Origin of the sequence: Methylorubrum sp. SL192, from assembly GCF_026672325.1 — a bacterium.
Lineage (GTDB): Bacteria > Pseudomonadota > Alphaproteobacteria > Rhizobiales > Beijerinckiaceae > Methylobacterium > Methylobacterium extorquens.
On record NZ_JAPPQV010000003.1, the window covers coordinates 594,565 to 615,519 of the forward strand.

Genomic DNA, 20,955 nt, shown 5'->3' on the forward strand with positions numbered 1-20,955 from the left:
GGATGCTTCAGGCCGCCCCTCGGATGACCCTGGTGCTCGGCGGTGCGCGCTCGGGCAAGAGCGCCTATGCCGAGCGGCTGATCGAGGCCTGTCCCGCCCCCTGGCTCTACATCGCCACGGCGCAGGCCTGGGACGAGGAGATGCGGGTCCGCATCGACGAGCACCGGGCGCGGCGCTCCGACTCCTGGCACACCCTCGACGTGCCGATGGCGCTGCCGGAGGCGGTGGCCGCCGCGACCGGGCCGGTGCTGGTCGATTGCCTCACGCTCTGGCTCACCAACCTGCTGCTGGCCGAGGCCGATCTCGACGCGGCGACCGAGGCCCTGGCACGGGCCTGCGCCGCCGCACCGGGTCCGCTGGTGCTGGTGGCCAACGAAGTCGGCCTCGGCATCGTGCCGGACAACGCCCTCGCCCGCCGTTTTCGCGATGCGGCCGGGCGGCTGCACCAGCGGCTGGCGCGCGAGGCCGACCGGGTCGTGCTCACCGTCGCCGGGCTGCCGCTGACGGTCAAACCCTCACGCGAGAATCCCTGATGACCGAAGACGACACGCGCCACCGCGAAAAGATGGCCAAGCGCAAGGCGGTGCAGGACGCCGAGGTCGCCTCGAAGAAGATCGAGAAGGGCCTGCTCATCGTCCATACCGGCCCCGGCAAGGGCAAGACGACGGCCGCCCTCGGCCTCGTGCTGCGCATGCTCGGGCGGGGTCACCGGGTCGGCGTGGTGCAGTTCATCAAGGGCGCCTGGGACACGGGTGAGGCCCGCGCGCTCAAGAGCTTCGGCGACCAGATCGTCTGGCAGGCGCTCGGCGAGGGCTTCACCTGGGAGACGCAGGACAAGGCCCGCGACATCGCCGCCTGCCATAACGCCTGGGACACGGCCAAGACGCTGATGGCGGACGAGAGCATCCGCCTCCTCGTCCTCGACGAGCTGAACATCGCCCTGCGCTACGACTATCTCGACCTCGACGCGGTGCTCGCCGACCTCGCCGCCCGGCGCCCCGACCTCCACGTCGTCGTGACCGGCCGCAACGCCAAGCCGGCGCTGATCGAGGCCGCCGACCTCGTCACCGAGATGGGCAGCGTGAAGCACCATTTTTCGGCGGGGGTGAAGGCGCAGGAGGGGATCGAGTTCTGACGCCCGGCCCGAGGGCCAGGGGCCGGGACGCCGCTTCCGGTCGTCAGCGCCCTCCCCCGGAATGAGGGCGTCCGAAGTTCGGGCACGACGCGCGGCGATGTCCGCCAAGTCCGATCTGACCAAGTCCGATGTGGGCCCGCGTCACGAAATGCCGGATCCCTGACCGTTTCGGCACCGGGCTCGATGGCGCAGCGGGCGTATCCTGAGAGACACGCCCATCGGCACGATCGATGCCGACCTGACGATATTGAATTATATTATCACAAGATCAAACCGAAGCCTGGAAATTCAGCACTCATCTGCCTTTCACCGCCGAAGCATCAGGTGAGAGGCCTACAGGGCAGACCAAGTGTCAGCCCTATCCCTCCATAACAATTGATCACCTGCCTTGCGCCACGCATGCAGCCCCGGCCGTCGCCCGGCCGGGCTCATCCTGCCCGTGGACGATGGATCATTGATCGCGTGCGCCTCGCCGGAGGATCGCGTGCGGGCCGCGGCCGGACGGGCCGTGATCGCCCGTCCTCCTCGGCACGTCGGTCGCGAGAGCAAGAAAGGGCACGGCTCCATGGAGCGCAGGGACATCCTCAAGACCGGACTGCTCACGTCGATCGGCTTGGCGGCCGGTGCGACGATCCCGAAGGTGGCGGCCGCGGAGACCGGCAAGGCCGGCGTGCAGCCCGCCGGGAGCTCTGCGACGGATGGCGGCGAGTGCTTCCGCGTCGAGAAGGACAGCATGGGTGAGGTGAAGATCCCCTGCGACAAGCTGTGGGGCGCCCAGACGCAGAGATCGATCGAGAATTTCGACATCGGGATCGAGCGGATGCCGCGTGAGCTCGTGTCGAGCTACGCGATCCTGAAAAAGGCCGCCGCCAACGTCAATTTCGCGGATGGCCGCCTCGGCGAGACGCAGCACAAGCTCATCGTTCAGGTCTGCGACGAGATCCTGGCCGGACAGCACGCGGAGATGTTTCCGCTGCACGTCTGGATGACGGGCAGCGGCACCCAGTTCAACATGAACGTCAACGAGGTGATCGCGAACCGGTCGAGCCAGATCGCCGGTCAGCCGCTCGGGAGCAAGAATCCCGTGCATCCCAACGACCACGTCAACATGGCCCAGTCGTCGAACGACACCTTCCCGACGGCGATGTACATGGCCGCCGCGATCGCGGTCCGGCAGCGGCTCGCGCCCTCCATCACCGAGCTGCGGGACAGCATCGCCGCGAAGGCGGAGGCGTGGAAGGACATCATCAAGATCGGGCGCACCCATATGCAGGATGCCGTCCCGATCACGCTTGGGCAGGAATGGTCGGGCTATTCGGGCATGCTGAGCGACAACCTGGAGCGCTTCGACGATGCGCTGAAGGGCGTGTACCGCCTAGCCCTCGGCGGCACCGCGGTCGGCACCGGCATCAACGCGCAGCCGGGCTTTGCCGAGGCGAGCGCGAAGGAGATCGCGCGGCTGACCGGCCTGCCCTTCGTCACGGCGCCCAACAAGTTCGTGGTCCAAGGCGCGCACGACGCCATCGTCCACCTGTCCGGCACGCTGCGCACGCTGGCCGGCTCGCTCTACAAGATCGCCAACGACATCCGGCTGCTGTCCTGCGGTCCGCGCGCGGGCCTGGCCGAGCTGATCATTCCGGAGAACGAGCCGGGCTCCTCGATCATGCCGGGCAAGACGAACCCGACCCAGGTCGAGGCGCTGACGATGGTCACCCTTCAGGTGATGGGCAATGACGTCAGCACCGGGTTCGGCGGCGCCAGCGGCTCGCTCGAAATGAACGTCTACAAGCCGGTGATGATCTACGACGTCCTGCAGTCGATCCGGCTGCTGAGCGACGGCAGCCGCAACTTCCGCAAGCACCTCATCGAGGGCACGAAGCCCAATCACAAGCGGATCAAGGACTACGTCGATCGCTCGCTCATGCTGGTGACGGCTTTGGCCCCGACGATCGGCTACGACAAGGCGTCGAAGATCGCCCACCTCGCGCACGAGGAGGATCTCAGCCTGCGGGAGGCGGCGCTCAAGCTCGGCTACGTCTCCGAGGCCGACTACGACCGGATTGTCGATCCGCGCAAGATGATCGCCCCCTACGTCGCCAAGAAGTAGTCTTTTCGCGTGAGGCGGTCCGATCACCCCAAGACCACGGGATGATCGGGCCGAGCGACCGAAGCCCATCGACCGGGGCGCGGCCTAAGCCGCGTCCCGTCGCGTGCGAAAACATCAATACTCGATGATGTCTTCGAGCGCGTAGTGCTTGACCGTCTTGCGGTTGGCGATCAGCTCGTCGATCGTCGGCTCGCCCTTCATGGCGCGGGCGATGGCGAGCTTCGTCGCCTCGTAATTGGTGCGGTAGAGATCCTTGCGGTCGAGGTTCTCGTCCGTGCCGCAGCGCTCGTCGAGCCAGATCGTGATGATCATGCAGAGTTCGTCGAGGCCGTCCTTCGGCAGGATGCCCTCGATGACGCAATCGACGATGGCGTCAGCCGTGGCCGCCTGAACCACGCCGCCCAGCAGCTCGGCATATTCGGCGGTGTGGATCGTGACCTTCGTGGTCATGATCGTGGACGGGCGCACGAGCTGGTTGAGGTCGCGCACCACGAACATGCGGGTATGGCCCTGGACCTGCCCCAGCATGCTCGCGAAACCGTGGCCCACGGGGCCGCGGGTGGAGCCGATCAGCACCTCCGGCATCGCGTCGGTGAACTGCCCTTCGGCCGCGAGCACGGTCGCCTCGCCGGTGCGGAACCAGATCTCGGACATGTCGGTCATCCCTTGCGTTGTCGTGTGGCGTCGCGCCCGGCGGGCGGTCGGCGCGCAGACATCATCCCCGGCCGCGCGCGTCAATCGTCTTCACCGAGCCGCCCGCCCGCGCCGCGCCCCTGGTCTGAGGCGGAGAAACCCTCCATGTCAGGCTCGGCAAGGACCGGAAGGATCGATTCGATGAGCGAGCCCGGCAAGGGCGTTGGAATGGGCGGTGGATCAGGCGAGGGAACGGGCAACGCACCGAGCGGTGAGCGCGGCTGGAGCTTGTCCGCCACGCCGGAGGGCGAGGGCGTGCGCCTGGAACTGGGACTGCCCGATCTCGGCGGCCGCCCCGTCACCGCGATCCTCAGCCTCGACCGCGCCGAGGCGCGGGCCTTCGCTCGGGCGCTGCTCGCCGCGGCGGGCGATGCGACGGAGCGGACCTTCGTCAGTCCGCAAGAAGCCGACCACGAAACCTGAAGACGGGCCTGACCGCGCCCCGATCAGCGCTGGTTGCGCCGTCCGGGCAGCCGCGGCACCGCCGTGCCGCGCGGCTCCACCGGCGCGTCGCAGGCATAGGCGAATTCGGTCTGCAGATCGCTGAACACGGTCTCGCCGGTGATCTTGCAATCCTCGCGCACGGTCTCGTCGAGATAGGTGCGCGCCGCCGTGCGGAAACGCGCGGCCCGTGTCTCGGCCGGCGGACGCCCGTTGCCGACCCGGCCCACATCGCAGCCCGTCACCTCGCGCAGGGCGTTCGAGACCACCAGAACCCGGCGGCGCTGGCGGTTGTCGTAGACCTCGTAGGGCTCGTTACAGCCGATCGTGACGACCTGCGGCACCTGGCTGACGTAGGTCTGCGAGATGTAGCCGAAGCCGGTGCAGCCCGAGACGGCGAGGCTGCCGCCCAGCACGAGCGGGAGCGCGAGCCACCGAACCGTCGTCGCCATCTGCCGCCTCATACGGTGCCATCTCTCTCCCGCGACCGGCAGGAATGGACGCATTGAAACGGTCCAGCTTGCCCGGTCAAGCCGGCCCCGTTCCGGATCGGTCCGACGAGGCCTCACGGCACGCGCCTGTGACGGCGCGCTGCGGAACGGACCGGCGGGGCCGCCGCGTTGCCCGCGGAAGGCTTCGCGGGCGACACGACAGGAAGAGGGACGGCTGAGCATGGTGGAGATCCAGCACGACACGGTGACGGGCAACGGCGTGCAGCTGCACGTCGCCCGGGCCGGAACCGGCAGCCCCCTGGTGCTGCTGCACGGCTGGCCGGAATTCTGGCTGACCTGGGAGCCGGTGATGGCCCGGCTCGCCGACCGCTTCAGCCTGATCGCGCCGGACCTGCGCGGCTTCGGCGCCAGCGAGAAGCCCGATCACGGCCCCTCGGACAGGGCCGGTCCGGAGGTCCACGCCGCCGACATCGTCGGCCTTCTCGATGCCCTCGGCCTCGCGCGTGTCGGGATCGTCGGGCACGATGTCGGCGCCTCTGTCGGGCAAGCCCTCGGGCGCTCGCATCCGGACCGGCTCACCGGCCTGTTCTTCTTCGATTGTCCCTATCCCGGCATCGGCCCGCGGCTGGCCCAACCGGAGATGCTGGCCGAGATCTGGTACCAGTCCTTCCACCTCAAGCCGTTCGCCGCGGAGGTGGTCGGCGCCAGCCGCGAGAGCTGCCGCGCGTATATCGGCCATTTCCTGCGCCACTGGGCCGGCGGGAATCCATCCGCCTTCGACGCGGTGCTCGATGCCTTCACCGACAACTTCCTGGTCCCGGGCAACCTGCAGGGCGGCTTCAACTGGTACCTGAGCCGGCAGGCGGGACGGCTCGCCATGCTGCGGGGCGAGGCGCCGGCCCTGCCGCCGATCCGCGTGCCGACCTGTATCCGCTGGGGCACGCAGGATCCGCTCTTCCCCTACGCCTGGACCGACCGGCTCGGCGAGACCTTCTCGAATCTCGATCTCGCCCCGTTCGAGGGCGCCGGGCACTTTCCGCATCGGGAACGCCCCGAAGAGGCAGCGGCGGCGATCGCGGCGTTCTTCGCGCGGCTGGAGGCTTGAGGCGGGCGGCACGCATCTGGGTCGCGAGCGCAACGTCCAAGTCGTCACCGCCGAGCCAAGCTTCGAAGATCCGACGCCGACGGTAGCGTTCTCGACCGAGCGCGCCGCGAACTGACCCGCGCCGGTCAGCGTCTCCCGAAAGACACGTGAACCCAGACTCCGAAATTCACGCAAACGTGCAACAACAGGCGTTACCCAGTTCGATTCCCGGTCAACCGATCGTTCACAAATATCATAGCGTAATCGCCCCCAGCGCCGACGTGGCGAAAATTTCGAAAAAACAACTGGGGGGCCGATGCGCGTCCGGAATCTCTTCGTTTCGTGCATGGCCACTGTCGGACTCGTGACTGCGGGTTCGAGCTCTTTCATCGCTTGGCAGGAATGGCAGCGCTGGTCGCAGGCCGACGAGGCACGTCAGCTCGTCGGGGTCCTGGGGGAGATCGCCCGCTTTAACGAGCGCCTCGCCCTCGAACGCGGCTCCTACAACCAGCTTCTGCTCTCGGACAGCGCCGAGCAGGCGCCGATCCGGGCCTCGGCGGAGGCGAACCGCAAGGCGACCGAGGCCGTTGCCGGCCGGATCACGGGCGCCGTCGCGGCCCTGCCCGCCGACAAGCGGGCCGTGCTCGATCAAGCCCTGCAGCCGACGATCCGCCAACTCGAGGGCGCGCGTGCGGCGGCGGATAGCGAGATCGCCAAGCCGCTCAAGGAGCGCGACGAGCAGGCCGCCAAGTCGTTCCAGAAAGCGATCATCGCGGTCGTCGCCCAGAACGCGAAGACGCTCGGCATGATCGAGATCGACATCACCCGGGAGAATCCCGAGGTCGCCCGCTCGGTGCCGGTCGTCAGCCTCGCGATGGAGCTGCGCGACATCGGCGGCAGCCGCTCGATCTGGTTCAGTCAGTATGCGGGCGCCAAGCAGCGCTTCTCTCCGGCCCTGACCGTGCAGATCCACGAGATGAACGGCCGGATCGAGCAGGCTTGGCAGCGGCTGCAGCGCAGCGTGATGCAGGTCGAGACGCAAGGCCCTCTGGTCGATGCCCTCACGATGGTCGAGCGCAACTTCATCGCCGATCCGGGACAGGTGGTGGCGGGGATGTTCGCGGCCGGCCGGGATGGGACCGAGCCGCCGATGACCCTCACGGAATGGCGGCCCCACACCACCAAAATGCTCCAGTCGATCCTCAGCGTCAGGGATGCCGCCCTGCAATCGGCCCTCGCCACCGCCGACGAGACGATCGCCTCAGCGCTGCAGCGCCTCGCCGTGGCAGGTGCGACCCTGCTCCTCGTCATCCTGTTCACCTTCGGCATCGTGGTCTTCTTCACCCGCCGCGTCGTGCAGCCGCTGGCCTCGCTGGCGCGGACCATCACGCAGCTCGTGGAGGGCACACGGGACGTCGAGGTGCTCGGAACGGACCGCCGCGACGACATCGGCGAAATCGCCCGCGCGGTGGATGTCCTGAAGGCGCACGGCGCCGAGGCGGAGCGGCTGAGAGGGGAGCGCGAGGGCCTGCGGCAATCCGCCGAGGTGGAGCGGCGCCAGAGCCTGGAGCGGACCGCGGACCAGTTCGGCAGTTCGGTCGGGGGCATCGTCGGCCAGGTCGCGACGGCGGCGGGCTCGTTCGAGGCACAGGCCACGAACCTGGCCGGCACGGCCCGGGAGGCCGACCTGCGTTCGGCGGAGGCCGCACGGCTCTCCCGCTCGGCCTCGCAGAACATCGAGGCCGTGGCCGCGGCCGCGGAGGAGCTGTCCGCTTCGATCGATCAGATCCGCCAGCAGGCGCGAGGGTCGTCCGCGGCAGCCTCGGAGGCGGCTCAGGAAGCCGCCTCGACGGAAGCCAAGGTCGCCGATCTCGGCGCCGCCGCCGCGCGGATCAGCGAAGTGCTCGGCCTCATCCGCGGTGTGGCGGAGCAGACGAACCTGCTGGCGCTCAACGCCACGATCGAGGCCGCCCGCGCCGGCGCCGCCGGTAAGGGTTTCGCCGTCGTCGCCGCCGAGGTGAAGGCGCTGGCGGGTCAGTCGGCCCGGGCCACCGACGAGATCGCGGCGCATATCGGCTCGGTCCGCGTGGCCACGGAGCAGACGGTGCAGGCCATCGGCAACATCACGCAGGCGATCCAGCGCGCCACCGGCATGGCGGACGCGATCGCCTACGCCATCGACGAGCAATCGACGGCGACCCAGGAGATCGCCCACAACATCTCGGCCGCCTCGCACGGCATGCGCCTGGCCACCGGCGAGATCGAATCCGTCATCGGCGCCTCTAGCGCCACGGGGCGTGCGGCGGATCGAGTGCTGCAGGACGCCATCGCGCTGAACGGGCAATCCACCGAGCTTCGGAGCTCCGTCCAGCACTTCGTCGGTTCGATCCGGGCCTGATGGGGCGACTGGGAGCCCCGGCCGCTCCCCCTTACCCCCGCGCGATGATCTCGCGGATGCGCAAGCCCAGGGTCTCGACCACGAACGGCTTGGTCAGCACCGCCATGCCGGGCTCCAAGTGGCCGTTGCCCACCGCCGCGTTCTCGGCATAGCCGGTGATGAACAGCACCTTGAGACCGGGGCGCGAGAGACGGCCCGCATCGGCCATCTGGCGGCCGTTCATGCCGCCGGGCAGCCCGACATCGGAGATGAGCAGGTCGATGCGCACGTCCGATTGCAGCACCTTGAGGCCGCTGGCGCTGTCGGCGGCCTCGATCGCGGTATAGCCGAGGTCCTCCAGCACCTCCGTCACCAGCATCCGCACGGTCGGTTCGTCATCGACCACGAGCACCGTCTCACCCTGCTCGGCGCGCGGCGCATCGACCAGGGGGCCGAGCGAATCGAGATCCTCCGCCTCGCCGTGGAAGCGGGGCAGGTAGATGCAGACCGTCGTGCCCTGGCCGAGTTCGGAATAGATCCGCACCTGCCCGCCCGTCTGCTTGGCGAAGCCGTAGATCATCGACAGGCCGAGGCCTGTGCCCTGGCCGGTCGGCTTGGTCGTGAAGAACGGGTCGAACGCCTTGGCCCGCACGTCCGGGCTCATGCCGGTGCCGGTATCGGTCACGCACAGCGAGAGGTACTGGCCCGGCGGAACGTCGTGCTGGTGCGCGGCATGGGCATCGAGCCACTTGTTGGCGGTCTCGATGGTGATGCGCCCGCCCTCGGGCATCGCATCGCGGGCGTTGATGCAGAGGTTGAGCAGCGCATTTTCGAGCTGCGGCGGATCGACGAGGGAGGGCCAGAGTCCGGCCGCCCCCACCACCTCGATGGTGATGGTGGGACCGACCGTGCGCCGGATCAGATCCTCCATGCCCATCACCAGCCGGTTCACGTCGGTGGGCCTCGGGTCCAGGGTCTGGCGGCGGGAGAAGGCGAGCAGGCGATGCGTCAGCGCGGCGGCGCGCTTGGCCGCGCCTTGGGCGGCGCCCATGTAGCGGTCGACATCCTTGAGCCGGCCCTGGCTGATGCGGGTCTGCATCAGCTCCAGGCTGCCCGAGATGCCGGCGAGCAGGTTGTTGAAGTCGTGGGCCAGCCCGCCGGTGAGCTGGCCCACCGCCTCCATCTTCTGCGACTGGCGCAGGGCTTCCTCGGCCTCGGCCAGGGCGCGGGCCTGCCCCTTGATCGCGGTGACGTCGCGCACCGAGGCGTAGATGAGCCCCTGGCGCGGCACGGTGTTCCAGGAGAACCAGCGGTAATCCCCGTCGCGGGTCCGGTAGCGGTTCTCGAAGCCGAGCTGCATCTCGCCGCGGGCGAGGCTGGCGGCGGCGGCGCGCGTCAATTCCCGGTCCTCGGGGTGGACGAAGTCGAGGAAGGGGACCGCCTTCAACTCCGCCTCGCTCCAGCCCAGCGTGGCGCTCCAGGCCGGGTTGAGGCTGACGAAGCGGCCCTCGAAATCGGCCACGGCCAGAAGGTCGCTCGACGCCTGCCAAATCTGGTCGCGCTCGGCGGTGCGGGCGGCGACCTGCTCCTCCAGGGTCTCGTTGAGCCGGTGCAGGGCATCCTGGACCGCACGCAGATCGGTGATGTCGGTGTTGGTGCCGAACCAGCGCACGACGGTGCCGGTCTCGTCGCGGATCGGTACGATGCGGGTCAGGAAGGGGCGGAACGTGCCGTCCCGGCCGCGCAGCGGGAAGGTCATGTCGAAGCGCTCGCCGGTGGCGATGGAGTGCTGCCAGCGCTCGGTCACCCCGGGCAGCGCGGCGGGATCGTGCACCGCCTTCCAGCCCCAGCCCTGCATGCTCTCGGCATCGGTGCCGGTGTAGTCGTACCAGCGCCGGTTGTACCAGTAGATGTGGCCGTCGGCCCGGGCCATCCAGCACAGGGCCGGGATGTTGTCGGCCAGCGTCTCGAACTCCACCGCCTTCTCGCGCAGGAGCGCAGTGGCCCGGTCGCGCTCGGCCGCGACGGCGCGACGCTCCTCGACGTCGATGAGCACGCCGGGAAAGCTGAGCGGCGTGCCGTCGGGCGCGTGATCGACCCGGCCGTTGGCCTCGATCCAGTAATAGCGCCCGTCCGCCCGCCGCACCCGGTACTGGTGGGCGTAGGCGCCGCCGCGGGCGATGGCCTCGCCGATTGCTTTCGCCAGCCCGGCCTTGTCGTCGGAATGGACCGTCTCGACCACCTGGGCGAGGCTCAGGCCCTCGCGGCCGAGCGCCGGATCGAGGCCGAAGGCGCGGGCGAACCCCTCGTCCACGGTGAAGCGGTCGCTGGGCAGATCCCAGAACCATGTGCCGACGATCGCGCCGGCCGAGAGCGCGAGCTGGACCCGCTCGGCGTTGACGCGGGCGAGCGCCTCGCTCTCCCGCAGCCGCCGCTCGACCTCGATCCGCTCGGTCACGTCGAGTTCGGCCACCACGCCGCCGACGATGGCGCCCGCGCGATCGCGGATCGGTGCGGCGTTGTTCAGGAACAGGCGCCGCCCGCCGCCGTCGAAGCGCTCGATCTCGACGAGTTCGCCGCGCACGGTCTCGCCGTGCAGCAGGGCGCGGGCCATGCCCCATTCCTCGGCGCGCAGGCGCTCGCCCGTCTCCGGCCAGTAGCCGACCCAGTCACCGTAGCTTTCCCAATTCACGGTCTGCGGCGGCATGCCCCAGATCTCGCGGTTGGCGGCGTTGTCGTGGACGATCCGCCCCTCCGCGTCGGCGATGATCACGCCGACCGGCAGCCCTTGCAGGGTCGCCGCCAGGAAGGATTCGCTGCGGCGCAGGGCCGCCTCGCTCTCCCGCTGGAGCGCCTCCATGCGGATGCGCTTCGTCGTCTCGTTGGTGAAGACGAACAGGCCGGCGATGCGGCCCTCCCCGTCGAGCACCCGCGAGTAGGAGAAGCTCCACCACGTCTGCGCCTCGCCCCGGTCGGTGGCGAGCGTCCAGGGCAGATCCTCGAAGCGGCGGCTCTTGCCGGCGAAGGCGTCGTCGATGATCGGCTTGGCCTGATCCCAGGCATCGGCCCAGACCCGGTCGAAGCGCTCGCCCATGGCCCAGGGGAGACGGGGCCCCAGCAGCGGGAAGTAGGTGTCGTTGAAGAAGAAGTGCAGCTCCGGCCCCCAGGCCAGGATCATGCTCTCGGGCGAGTTCAGCACGAGGCTGAGCGCGGTGCGCAGCGATTCCGGCCAGGTTTGCGGCGGCCCGAGGGGATGATCCGACCAGTCGCGCTCGGCGATCATGCGGGCGGCCTCGCCGCCGCCGGCCAGGAACGGGAGTGAGTCGGTCATCGGGCCGGGATTGCACAGGTCGCGCCCGGCCACCAGAGTCCGGGTCGCGTCCCAATTCGAACGTGATCGGGCCCGGCCGGCCGGTTCCGAATGCCCGGCGACGGATGCGGTTCATCCCGACAGCTTGGACCACCAGCCTTGGGAAGGCTATCTTCTCAGGCTTTCGCCATGGGACGTCGAGCAGCCGGGCGGTGCCATCGTCCGAGAACAAGCCCGTTGCCGAGGAGCACGAACAGGAGGCCCAAGCCGACCAACGGCGTGACCCGGTAGCTTTCGGCAAAGACCGAGATCGTCAGGGCGACGACCGGAAAGAGCACGGTCATCGAGGCCGCCCGCTCCGGTCCGAGGCGGTGAACGACGGTGAGGTAGGTGGTGAAGCCAATCACTGAGCCGGGGATGGCGAGATAGAGGAGAGATCCGACATAGACGGGTGAGGTTTCGAAGGCGAAAGGGATGCCCTGCGCCAGGGCGACGAGCGACACGATCCCGGCCCCGTACAGCATCGCCCAGGCGTTCACCGACGCGACCTGCAGGCCATGGCGCTGGTTGCGGGCCGAGACGAGGTTGCCGGCGGAAAAGAACCAGGTGCCGAGCAGCGCCAAACCTAAGCCGAAGGCCGTGTCGGCGCCGAATTGCGTGCTCGTCACCGTTTCCCAAAACAAGCAGGCGATCCCCGCAATGCCGAACATCGCACCGCCCAGAACCCGGCCCTCCGGCTTGCGGCGATGGATCAGGAAGGCGTTCGCCATGTTGAAGATCGTGGCCGCCGAGAACACCACCGAGACGATGCCGCTCGGGACGTAGATCGTCGCGTTGTAGAAACACAGGAAGTTGCACGAGAAGAGGCAGACGGCCTGAAGCGCGACGAAGGGCTGATGGCGAAGGGCGATGGGTTGGAAGCGCCGCATCGCGACCAAAGCCAGGAACAGCACCGATCCGGCCAGCGCGAAACGGTACGCGATCGAGACCTCGACGGGCACGGCCCCGAGCTGGTTCTTGATGGCGATCCAGGTCGTGCCCCAGATCAGGACGGTCAGCGCGTAGAAGAAGGCGGTCACGGGCGGTCCCTTGAGGCCGGCTGAGGCCGCCGAGAGAACAGCCGATGCCGCCCCACGATGCTTTCCCGGATCGGCGACGGCTTTGCACAATCTTGGGCTTTTCCCGCCAGCGCGTTGCACCGATGCCAGGCGCAGTCCAAGGAACGAGGCATCTCTCGGCGGTGAGCATGGAACGCCCGTCCTCCAGCGTTGCCCGCACCCTCTCCCGGACCGGCGCGCAGCTGATGCGGTCGGGAACGGTCGGGCGTGGGCTCTCGCTCGCCGAATGGAGCAACCGCGACAACCAAGCCCGTTACGATCGGCCCGATCACCACACGCTCAGCATCTATCTCGACGGGGGCGAGCGCGTCGTGCGCGAAGACCGGCATTTGTCGGGCGGGGGGCCGGACAAGCTCTGCCTCTTGCCCGCCGGACACGAGAGCCACTGGCACATCGGCGGATCGCTCCGGATGTTCCACCTCTATATCGAGCCTGACGTGCTCGCTTATCGAGCGTTGACGGCCTTCGACGTGGATCCGCGCCGGATCAACGTTCAAGACCTGACCTTCTCCGACGATCCCGCGATGGCGATGATCGTTCGCGGTGGCGTGATGCCCCTCGACTGGACGGAGGGAGGCGATGGCCCGGCGCTGGATGCCGCCTGCCACCTCCTCGTTCACCGCCTCCTACGGCAATACGCCAAGGCCACGGGGCCGGCGCCCGTCCGCGGTGGCCTGTCGCCCACGACGCGGCGACGGATTGCAGCGTTGATCGAAGCGCATCTCGACGAGCCGCTGACGCTCGATCGATTGGCCGCGGAGGCTCGCCTCAGCACGTTCCACTTCGCCAAGATGTTTCGGATCAGCTTCGGCATGCCCCCGCATCGCTATCTCGGCGCACGGCGTATCGAGCGGGCAAAACAGCTCTTGAGAGGGGAACCGGCCGGACTGGCCGAAGTGGCGCTGGCTTGCGGCTATGCTTCGCAGAGCCACTTCACGCGCGTCTTCAAGACCGCGACCCAGATGACGCCCGGCGAATGGAAAAAGCGATCGTGACCGCCGATTCCTGAGCGTCCGTGACGACAACCACCCGCCGGTCGTCACCTCCGCTACGCCGCGCGGCCGCGCCGTCCCTCGACCAGCCACATCGCCAGCACGGCGGCGGCGAGGGCCACCAGCGCCCACAGGCCGATGCCGAGGGGATAGACCTCGACGCCGCGTATCGTGGCGCTGTCGCTCGGGCGGAAGCCGATCCAGTCGGCGCCGCCCAGACGGCCGCCGCGGGTGATCTGAAGGCGGGGCAGCTCGATGCCGCCGCCGGCCGCCGCGACCCGGCGCACCGTGCCGCCGGAGCCGTCCGCCACGCCCTTCAGCCGATCGGTGTCGCTGAACACGTCGGCGAGTTCGCGCGGGTTGGCCGGGCCGACGCTGACGAAGGCGACGAGGCTGCCCGAGCGGATGGTGTGAAGCCCGAGCCCCTCCGCCTCGAAGGTCGCGGTGAACAGGCCGGTCTCGGCCTTCGACAGGTCGAGGCTGCGCTCCTTGCCGGTCGGACCGGTGATGGTGACGGGGCCCGCCTCCTCGGCCATGGTCTGGCGCTCGACGCGGACCTCGCGGCCCCGGCCCGTGGTCTGGGCGCGCAGGGCCTCCTCTTCGAGGGCGGGCTCCTTCATCAGCCAGTGAGCGAGGCGCCGCAGCAGATCGAGATAGGGGCCGCCCTGCTGGTAGCCGCGGGCCCAGAGCCAGGCCTGATCGGACAGCATCAGGGCGACGCGGCCCTTCTCCTCACGTGAGAGCGCCAAGAGCGGCAGGCCGTTGGCGCCCGACAGGATCGGCTGCACGCCGGGACGGGTCTGCGCCGAGACGATGCGCAGCCAGTCGCCCCAGGCCGGCGGATTCGCCTCAGAGCCCGGCAGCGCCCGGGTGACGGGGTGGCGGTGGCCGGTCTCGGTGAGCGTCGCCTTGAACGGCTGCGCGACCACCTTCATCGAGGGATCGCCCGGCAGGATCGAGGCGAGCCGGGTGCGGGCAAGGCTGGCGGGACCGGCGAATTCGGGCCCGGCGGCGATGAGGAGCGCACCGCCCTCGCGGACGTAGCGGGCGATGTTGTCGAAATAGGCGGACGGCAGCACGCTCTGGTTGGCGTAGCGGTCGAAGATGATGAGGTCGAAATCCTTGATCTTCTGGACGAACAGCTCGCGGGTCGGGAAGGCGATCAGCGAGAGTTCGGAGATCGGGGTGCCGTCCTGCTTCTCCGGCGGCCTGAGAATCGTGAAGTGGACGAGATCGACGGAGGCGTCCGACTTCAGGAGGTTGCGCCAGGTGCGCTCGCCCTGATGCGGCTCGCCGGAGACGAGCAGCACCCGCAGTTTTTCGCGAATTCCTTCGATGGGCAGGACGGCGCGGTTGTTGACCGTGGTCAGCTCGCCCGGCAGCGGCTCGACCTCGATCTCGACGACGTTCGGGCCGCCATGCTCGATATGTGTGGTGAGCGAGAACGGCACGCCGGTGGCGATGCTCTGCCGGTCGATCTCCTCGCCGTCGCGGCGCACGGTGACGGTCGCCGTGCCGGTGCCGCCGCGCTCCATCACCTCGCCACGCAAGGTGACGTCCCGGCCGACGATGCCGAAGCGGGGCGCTTCCAGCATCTTGATCTGACGGTCGCGCTCGTCCGGCCTGCCGGTGACGAGAACGTGCAGCGGCGCCTTGAGCCCGAGCGCTTCGAGCGAGGCGGGGATGTCGTGCACCACGCCGTCGGTGAGCATCACCACGCCGGCGATCCGCTCCGGCGGCACGTCGGCGAGCGCCTGGGTCAGCGCCGTGAACAGCTTGGTGCCGTCGTCGCCCTCCCCGCCCTGGGCGTCGCCAACCTCGATGAAGCGGGGCTCGATATTCGTCAGCGCCCCGAAGCGGCGCTCCAGCTCGGCTTTCACCGCATCGGTCATGGCCGGGCGATCGCCCAAGCTTTGCGAGCCGGAGCGATCGACAACGATGGCCGCCACGTCCTTCACCGGGTCGCGGTCCTCGCGCACGAGCGAGGGGTTGGCGAGCGCGGCGATGACGAGGCCCAGCGCCACCGCCCGCAACAGGGCCGTGCGCCCACGCGCAAGGACCGCGACGACGGCGAGGGTCACGGCGAGCACGCCGAATCCGACGAGCACCGGCCAGGGGACGAGGGGCGTGAAGCTGAGGCTCAGCATCGGGCGGGGCCTTCATTGGAAACGACAAAAATCCCTCCCCCCGCTGCGGGGGAGGGTGCCTGCGGAGCAGGCGGGAGAGGGGCCGGCTCAGGCCCTTCCGGAAGCGGCGCTCCCCTCACCCACCCCCCTTCGGGGGCCACCCTCTCCTGCGGAGGGGAGAGGGCGATGTCGGAACGTCGCGCGGAAAAAATCACTGTCCCAACCGCTCCAGCAAGGCCGGCACGTGGACCTGATCGGCCTTGTAGTTCCCGGTCAGGGTGTAGATCACGATGTTGATGCCGCCGCGGAACGCCATCTCGCGCTGGCGCTGGTCGCCGCCGGTGACGGGGTAGAGCGGCTCGCCGTTGCGGCCGACCGCCCAGGCGGCGGCGAGATCGTTGCCGGTGATGATGAGCGGGGTGACGCCGTCGCCGGCCCGGGCCGGACGGCGTTCGCCGCCCTCGCCCGCGGGCGGAATCGTCTCGACCCAGGTCTGGCCGGTGCCGAAGCGGCCAGGGAAGGAATCCACCAGATAGAACGCCTTGGTGAGCACGTGGTCGGCCGGCACCGGCTCCAGCTCCGGCACTTCGAGGGTGGCGAGCATCTTGCGCAGATACGCCGCTTCCGGGCTCGGCGGGCCGCCGGGGCGGGCGGTCTGGGCATCGCGGGTGTCGAAGATCACCGTGCCGCCGTTGCGCATGAAGGCGTCGATCTTGCGGATCGCCGCCTCGCTCGGCTGCGGACGGCCGGCGACGATGGGCCAATAGATCAGCGGGTAGAAGGCGAGTTCGTCCTTCTCCGGATTGAGGCCCGCGGGCTCGCCGGGCTCCAGGGCGGTGCGGGCGGCGAGCATCTGGCTCAGGCCCGACAGGCCCGCCCGGCTCGCCGCGTCCGTCGCGGCGTCGCCGGTGACGACGAAGGCAAGGCGGGTGGCCAGCGCCGATTCGATGCCGTTCGGCCGGTTGGCCGCTGATTCCTGCGCCCGTGCCGGAGGCGGGGCGAAGACCAGCGCAAGGCCGAGCAACGTCGGCAGAAGCAGGGCGGCCGGTGCCGCCTTCCCGTGTGAACCTCGACCAAACTTGCGAAAAAATCCGCCAAGCCAGAGGCCGGCCAGGGTGTCGAGGGCCAGCAGCGCCAGCGCGAGGGTGAACAGCAGCGCGCGCAGATCCAGCGTCTCGGCGCCCGCGAGCGAACCCGTGCGGGCGCCCTTGAGGCCGGTGAGGTCGAGGGGTTGGAGCCGGTCGCCGGGCGCCAGCGCATTGACGGCGATGCCGCCCTCCGCCGTGCCGTAGAAGCCGGGCGGGTGTTCGGGGCCGGCGCGGTCGGCAAAATCGGCCGGCACCGCCGTGGCGCCCGCCGGCGGCGAGCCGAGCGCACCGAAGCCGTCGAGGGTCAGGCGCGGCGCCAGCAGCGCGGCCTTCGCCGGCCTCCCGTCGCCCTCGCCGAGCTTGGCCGAGGGACCCGCGAGCCCGACCACCCGGCGCAGCATGTCCACGAACAGCCCCGACAGCGGCAGGTTCGACCACGTCGTGTCGGCGGTCACATGAAAGAGCACCACGAGCCCCTGCCCCCGCTTCTGCGCCGTGACGATGGGCGTGCCGTCCTCGAGTGCCGCCCAGGTCTTGCCCGGCAGGTCGCCGTCGGGCTCGGCGAGGATCTGGCGGCGCACGCCGATATCGGCCGGCGGGTTCAGGCCGGCGAAGGGACTCTCGGGAGCAAAGGCCGCGAGCGTGCGCGGCCGGTCCCAGGAGAGGGTGCCGCCGAGCGAACGACCGCCCCGGCGCAGGCGCACCGGCACGAGCGGGTCGTTGCCGGCGGCAAGCCGGGGACCGGCGAAGCGCAGCAACAGCCCGCCCTCGTCCACGAATTGTTCGACCCGCGCGAGGGTGCGCTCGTCCAGCGCGCCGACATCGGCGAGCGCCAGCACCGAGACCTGATTGTCGAGCATCTGGCCGATGGACTCGGCCGTGCCCTGGCCGCCGCGGGGCTGCTGCACGTCGGCGAAGGGGGTGAGCGCCTTGGCGAGGTAGTAGGTCGGCGCGAGCAGCGGCTGGGCCTGATCGAGGGTGCCGCCGAAGACGAGGCCGACCCGGCGGCGCTTGCCGCGCTCGTCCATCAGCACCACGGCCCCGGCCGAGCGCTCGCCCTCGATCTCGAGGCGAGCGATGGCGTTGCGCAGCTCCACCGGCAGGTCGAAGCTGACACGGGTCTCGCGCGCCTCCGGCTCAAGGGTGAAGCGGCTCTCGGCGAGGGGCAGGCCCTTCTGGTCGAGCGCCCGCACCAGCCCCGCGTCGCGGCCATTGCCTTCGGCCCGCAGCACCTGCGCCGAGAGCTTTTCGCCCGGCTGCACGGGGGAGCCTTCGAGCGCCAGCGCCGGGGAGCGCTCGGCCTTCAGCACGGTCACCGCGCTGCCGTGGCGGGCCGCCATCTCGCCGAGGGACGTGGCGAAATCGGCCTCGCCGACGCCGCGCACGCCATCGCTGATCCAGACGATCGAGGCGCCGGGCACCCGCTCCAGGAAGGTACCGATCGAGGCCAGATGCGCCCCGCGGTCACCGAGATGCGGACGCGGCTTGATCGCGCGCAGGCGCTCCAGCGCGGCGGCCGGGGCCTTCGCCTCGAACGGCGCGGGGGGCTCGGCACTGGCAACCAGCGCCACCGGGCGACCGTCGCGGGCGGCGGCCTCGATCTCGTCGGTCGCCGCACGGAGGCGGTCGCGCCAGTCGTGGGCGGCGACGACACCGTTGTCGAGGATGAGGAGCAGCGGGTTGCGCCCCGACGCAGCGCCGATGCCGCCGGGATTCCACACCGGCCCGGCCACCGCGAGGATGAGGCAGGCGGCGGCGAGAATCCGCAGGATCAGGAGCCAGGGCGGCGTGCGGGCCGGCGTCTCGCGCTTCGGCAGCAGGTCGGCCATCAGCGCCAGCGGCGGGAAATGGATGCGCTGCGGGCGCGGCGGCGTGACCCGCAGTAGGATCCACAGGGCCGGCAGCGCGACGAGGGCGGCCAGCGCGAGGGGGGCGGCGAAGGTGAGCGGAACTCCGAACAATGCGCTTCGCCTTTCAGCCGAGGCCGCGCGCGGCGGCGACGAGCGTGAGCAGCCGCAGGGCCGCCTCGCTCGCCGGCCGGTCGGTCCGGTGGATCGTCAGCGTCCAGCCCCGCTGCCGGGCGATCTCGGACAGCCCGTCGCGATGGGCCGCGATGCGGGTGCGATAGGCTTCGCCCCAGGCCGACGCCTCACCGATATCAAGGCTGAGGCCGCCCTCGGGATCGTGCAGCACCGCTTGGCCGGTGAAGGGGAAGGTCTCCTCCACCGGGTCGGCCACCAGCACGAGATGGCCGTGGGTGCCGCGCGCCGAGATCGTCTGCACGGCACCCCGCACCCGATCCAGCGGCGTGAGGAAATCGCTGATCAGTACCACTTCGTCGAACCGGCCGGGCGTCGCTCCCGGCGGCAGATCCTGGGTCAGGCCGGCCCGGTCGTTGACGAGCGCCTGGGCAAGCCGCTCCACGATGCCGCGCGTCGCGCTGGAACGGGTGAGCCCGAGCAGGCCGACGCGCTCGCCGCCCTCCACGAACGTGTCGGCCAGCGCCAACCCCAGCACCAGCGCCCGCTCGATCTTGGAGGTCTGGGCGAGACTTGAGGCGAAGCCCATGGAGGCGGAGCGGTCGATCCAGATCCAGATGTTGTGGGCCGCCTCCCACTCGCGCTCACGCACGTAAAGCCGGTCGTCACGGGCGGAGCGGCGCCAGTCGACGCGCGCCGCCGCCTCGCCGGGCACGAAGGGGCGGAACTGCCAGAAGCTCTCGCCCGGCCCCGCGCGGCGGCGACCGTGCAGGCCGTGCGCCAGGGTGCCGGAGACGCGGCGCGATTCGAGCACGAGCCGCGGCATCACCTCGGCGAGCGCCAGGGCGCCACCGGTTTCGGGGCCGCCGGGGCGGCGGCTCTCGGCCTCGACGAGCCGGGTGGAGGCCATCCGCGGCGGGCTCAGAGCTTCGCGGCGAGCTGGCCGATCAGGCCGGTCACCGTCTCGCCGTCGGCCCGCGCGGCGAAGGTCACCGCCATGCGGTGCTTGAGCACCGGCTCGGCCAAAGCCTTCACGTCGGCGACGGAGGGGGCGACCCGGCCCTCGATCAGTGCGCGGGCGCGCACGGCCAGCGTCAGCGCCTGACTGGCGCGGGGGCCCGGCCCCCAGAGCAGCTTCTTGGCGACCGACGGATCGCCGCCCTCGGGCCGGGCCGAGCGCACGAGGTCGAGGATGGCATCGACCACGGCATCGCCCACCGGCAGGCGCCGCACGAGGCGCTGGGCCGTGAGCAATTGCTCGGTGGTCATCACGGTCTTGGCCCGTGCGTCCTCGACGCCGGTCGTCTCGATCAGGATGCGGCGCTCGGCGGCGCGGTCGGGATAGCCGACATCGATTTCCAGGAGGAAGCGGTCGAGCTGCGCCTCGGGCAGCGGGTAGGTGCCCTCCTGCTCGATCGGGTTCTGCGTCGCCAGCACATGGAAGGGGCGCGGCAGGTCGTGGCGCTCGCCCGCCACCGAGACGAAATGCTCCTGCATCGCCTGGAGCAGCGCCGATTGCGTGCGCGGGCTGGCGCGGTTGATCTCGTCGGCCATCAGGAGCTGGGTGAAGACCGGCCCTTTGACGAAGCGGAAAGAGCGGCGGCGCTCGGCATCCTCATCCAGGATCTCGGTGCCGAGGATGTCGGAGGGCATCAGGTCCGGCGTGAACTGCACGCGGCGGGCATCCAGCCCGAGCACGGTGCCCAGCGTCTCGACCAGCTTGGTTTTGGCCAGACCCGGCAGGCCGACGAGCAAGCCGTGGCCGCCGGCCAGGATCGTGACCAGCGCCAGATCGACGATCTTCTCCTGCCCGAAGATGACCCCGTGGATCGCCTCGCGCGCCTGCTCGATCGCGGCGAGGCAGGTTTCGGCGGTGGCGACGATCCCGTCGTCGAGACTCGTCGTGCTGGCCGATCCGGCGCCCTGTGCCATGAAGTGAACCTTGCGATGGCCGGGCGCGGAGGCCCGGAAAGTGCGGAGTCTGGCGCCGAACGCGGGCCGAACGCAAGCGCGGCGCTGCCGCGCGGCAGATCGGCACTATATGGGCGCTCCA

General features: G+C 70.0%; 15 protein-coding genes. 7 read left to right on the forward strand and 8 right to left on the reverse strand.

Features of this window, described 5'->3' with window-relative positions:
- Nucleotides 1-2 precede the first annotated feature (2 nt).
- The 3 genes from cobU (at nucleotide 3) to fumC (ending at nucleotide 3,242) form a co-directional block, all read left to right on the forward strand.
- Nucleotides 3-533 carry a bifunctional adenosylcobinamide kinase/adenosylcobinamide-phosphate guanylyltransferase gene (gene cobU, locus OVA30_RS03610; RefSeq protein WP_015822077.1) on the forward strand — a complete coding sequence of 177 codons (531 nt, stop codon included), beginning with the start codon at nucleotides 3-5 and terminating at the stop codon, nucleotides 531-533.
- A complete protein-coding gene (gene cobO / locus OVA30_RS03615) occupies nucleotides 533-1,135 on the forward strand; it encodes a cob(I)yrinic acid a,c-diamide adenosyltransferase (protein ID WP_003601901.1) in 603 nt (200 codons plus the stop codon). Before cobU ends, cobO begins: the two co-directional genes overlap by 1 nt.
- Nucleotides 1,136-1,700: 565 nt before the next feature.
- On the forward strand, nucleotides 1,701-3,242 hold the full coding sequence (gene fumC, locus OVA30_RS03620; RefSeq protein ID WP_268174640.1) for a class II fumarate hydratase: 1,542 nt from the start codon (nucleotides 1,701-1,703) through the stop codon (nucleotides 3,240-3,242).
- A 114-nt stretch (nucleotides 3,243-3,356) separates the two neighbouring features.
- Here the strand turns inward: fumC and fae are convergent, their stop codons facing one another.
- The gene (gene fae / locus OVA30_RS03625; protein WP_003601903.1) at nucleotides 3,357-3,896 is read right to left on the reverse strand and encodes a formaldehyde-activating enzyme; all 540 of its coding nucleotides are present in this window, start codon (nucleotides 3,894-3,896) and stop codon (nucleotides 3,357-3,359) included.
- A 180-nt stretch (nucleotides 3,897-4,076) separates the two neighbouring features.
- Between fae and OVA30_RS03630 the strand changes: the two genes are divergently transcribed.
- Nucleotides 4,077-4,358, forward strand: a complete 282-nt coding sequence (locus OVA30_RS03630; RefSeq protein WP_268174641.1) for a hypothetical protein — start codon at nucleotides 4,077-4,079, stop codon at nucleotides 4,356-4,358.
- A 23-nt stretch (nucleotides 4,359-4,381) separates the two neighbouring features.
- On the opposite strand, the gene OVA30_RS03635 is transcribed toward OVA30_RS03630, so the two are convergent.
- Nucleotides 4,382-4,828 carry a hypothetical protein gene (locus tag OVA30_RS03635; RefSeq protein ID WP_003601905.1) on the reverse strand — a complete coding sequence of 149 codons (447 nt, stop codon included), beginning with the start codon at nucleotides 4,826-4,828 and terminating at the stop codon, nucleotides 4,382-4,384.
- A gap of 220 nt (nucleotides 4,829-5,048) precedes the next feature.
- Between OVA30_RS03635 and OVA30_RS03640 the strand changes: the two genes are divergently transcribed.
- Together OVA30_RS03640 and OVA30_RS03645 are read left to right on the forward strand one after the other, a co-directional pair.
- Complete coding sequence (locus OVA30_RS03640; protein ID WP_268174642.1) at nucleotides 5,049-5,933, forward strand: alpha/beta fold hydrolase; 885 nt, start codon at nucleotides 5,049-5,051, stop codon at nucleotides 5,931-5,933.
- Nucleotides 5,934-6,258: 325 nt separating this feature from the next.
- Entirely contained in the window at nucleotides 6,259-8,310 is a 2,052-nt protein-coding gene (locus OVA30_RS03645; protein WP_268174643.1) for a methyl-accepting chemotaxis protein, read from the forward strand.
- 31 nt (nucleotides 8,311-8,341) lie between these two features.
- Here the strand turns inward: OVA30_RS03645 and OVA30_RS03650 are convergent, their stop codons facing one another.
- Together OVA30_RS03650 and OVA30_RS03655 are read right to left on the reverse strand one after the other, a co-directional pair.
- Nucleotides 8,342-11,620, reverse strand: a complete 3,279-nt coding sequence (locus OVA30_RS03650) for a PAS domain S-box protein (protein WP_268174644.1) — start codon at nucleotides 11,618-11,620, stop codon at nucleotides 8,342-8,344.
- A 155-nt stretch (nucleotides 11,621-11,775) separates the two neighbouring features.
- Complete coding sequence (locus OVA30_RS03655) at nucleotides 11,776-12,678, reverse strand: DMT family transporter (protein WP_268174645.1); 903 nt, start codon at nucleotides 12,676-12,678, stop codon at nucleotides 11,776-11,778.
- 167 nt (nucleotides 12,679-12,845) lie between these two features.
- On the opposite strand from OVA30_RS03655, the gene OVA30_RS03660 reads away from it, so the two are divergent.
- Complete coding sequence (locus OVA30_RS03660) at nucleotides 12,846-13,712, forward strand: AraC family transcriptional regulator (protein ID WP_326493630.1); 867 nt, start codon at nucleotides 12,846-12,848, stop codon at nucleotides 13,710-13,712.
- A gap of 53 nt (nucleotides 13,713-13,765) precedes the next feature.
- Here OVA30_RS03660 and OVA30_RS03665 read toward each other — a convergent pair whose 3' ends face one another.
- From OVA30_RS03665 to OVA30_RS03680, 4 genes are all read right to left on the reverse strand, one after another.
- Complete coding sequence (locus OVA30_RS03665; RefSeq protein WP_268174647.1) at nucleotides 13,766-15,856, reverse strand: hypothetical protein; 2,091 nt, start codon at nucleotides 15,854-15,856, stop codon at nucleotides 13,766-13,768.
- 190 nt (nucleotides 15,857-16,046) lie between these two features.
- Entirely contained in the window at nucleotides 16,047-18,884 is a 2,838-nt protein-coding gene (locus OVA30_RS03670; RefSeq protein ID WP_268174648.1) for a DUF4159 domain-containing protein, read from the reverse strand.
- A 13-nt stretch (nucleotides 18,885-18,897) separates the two neighbouring features.
- A complete protein-coding gene (locus OVA30_RS03675; protein WP_268174649.1) occupies nucleotides 18,898-19,812 on the reverse strand; it encodes a DUF58 domain-containing protein in 915 nt (304 codons plus the stop codon).
- Between the two features lie 11 nt (nucleotides 19,813-19,823).
- A complete protein-coding gene (locus OVA30_RS03680; protein ID WP_012253080.1) occupies nucleotides 19,824-20,834 on the reverse strand; it encodes an AAA family ATPase in 1,011 nt (336 codons plus the stop codon).
- Nucleotides 20,835-20,955 lie beyond the last annotated feature (121 nt).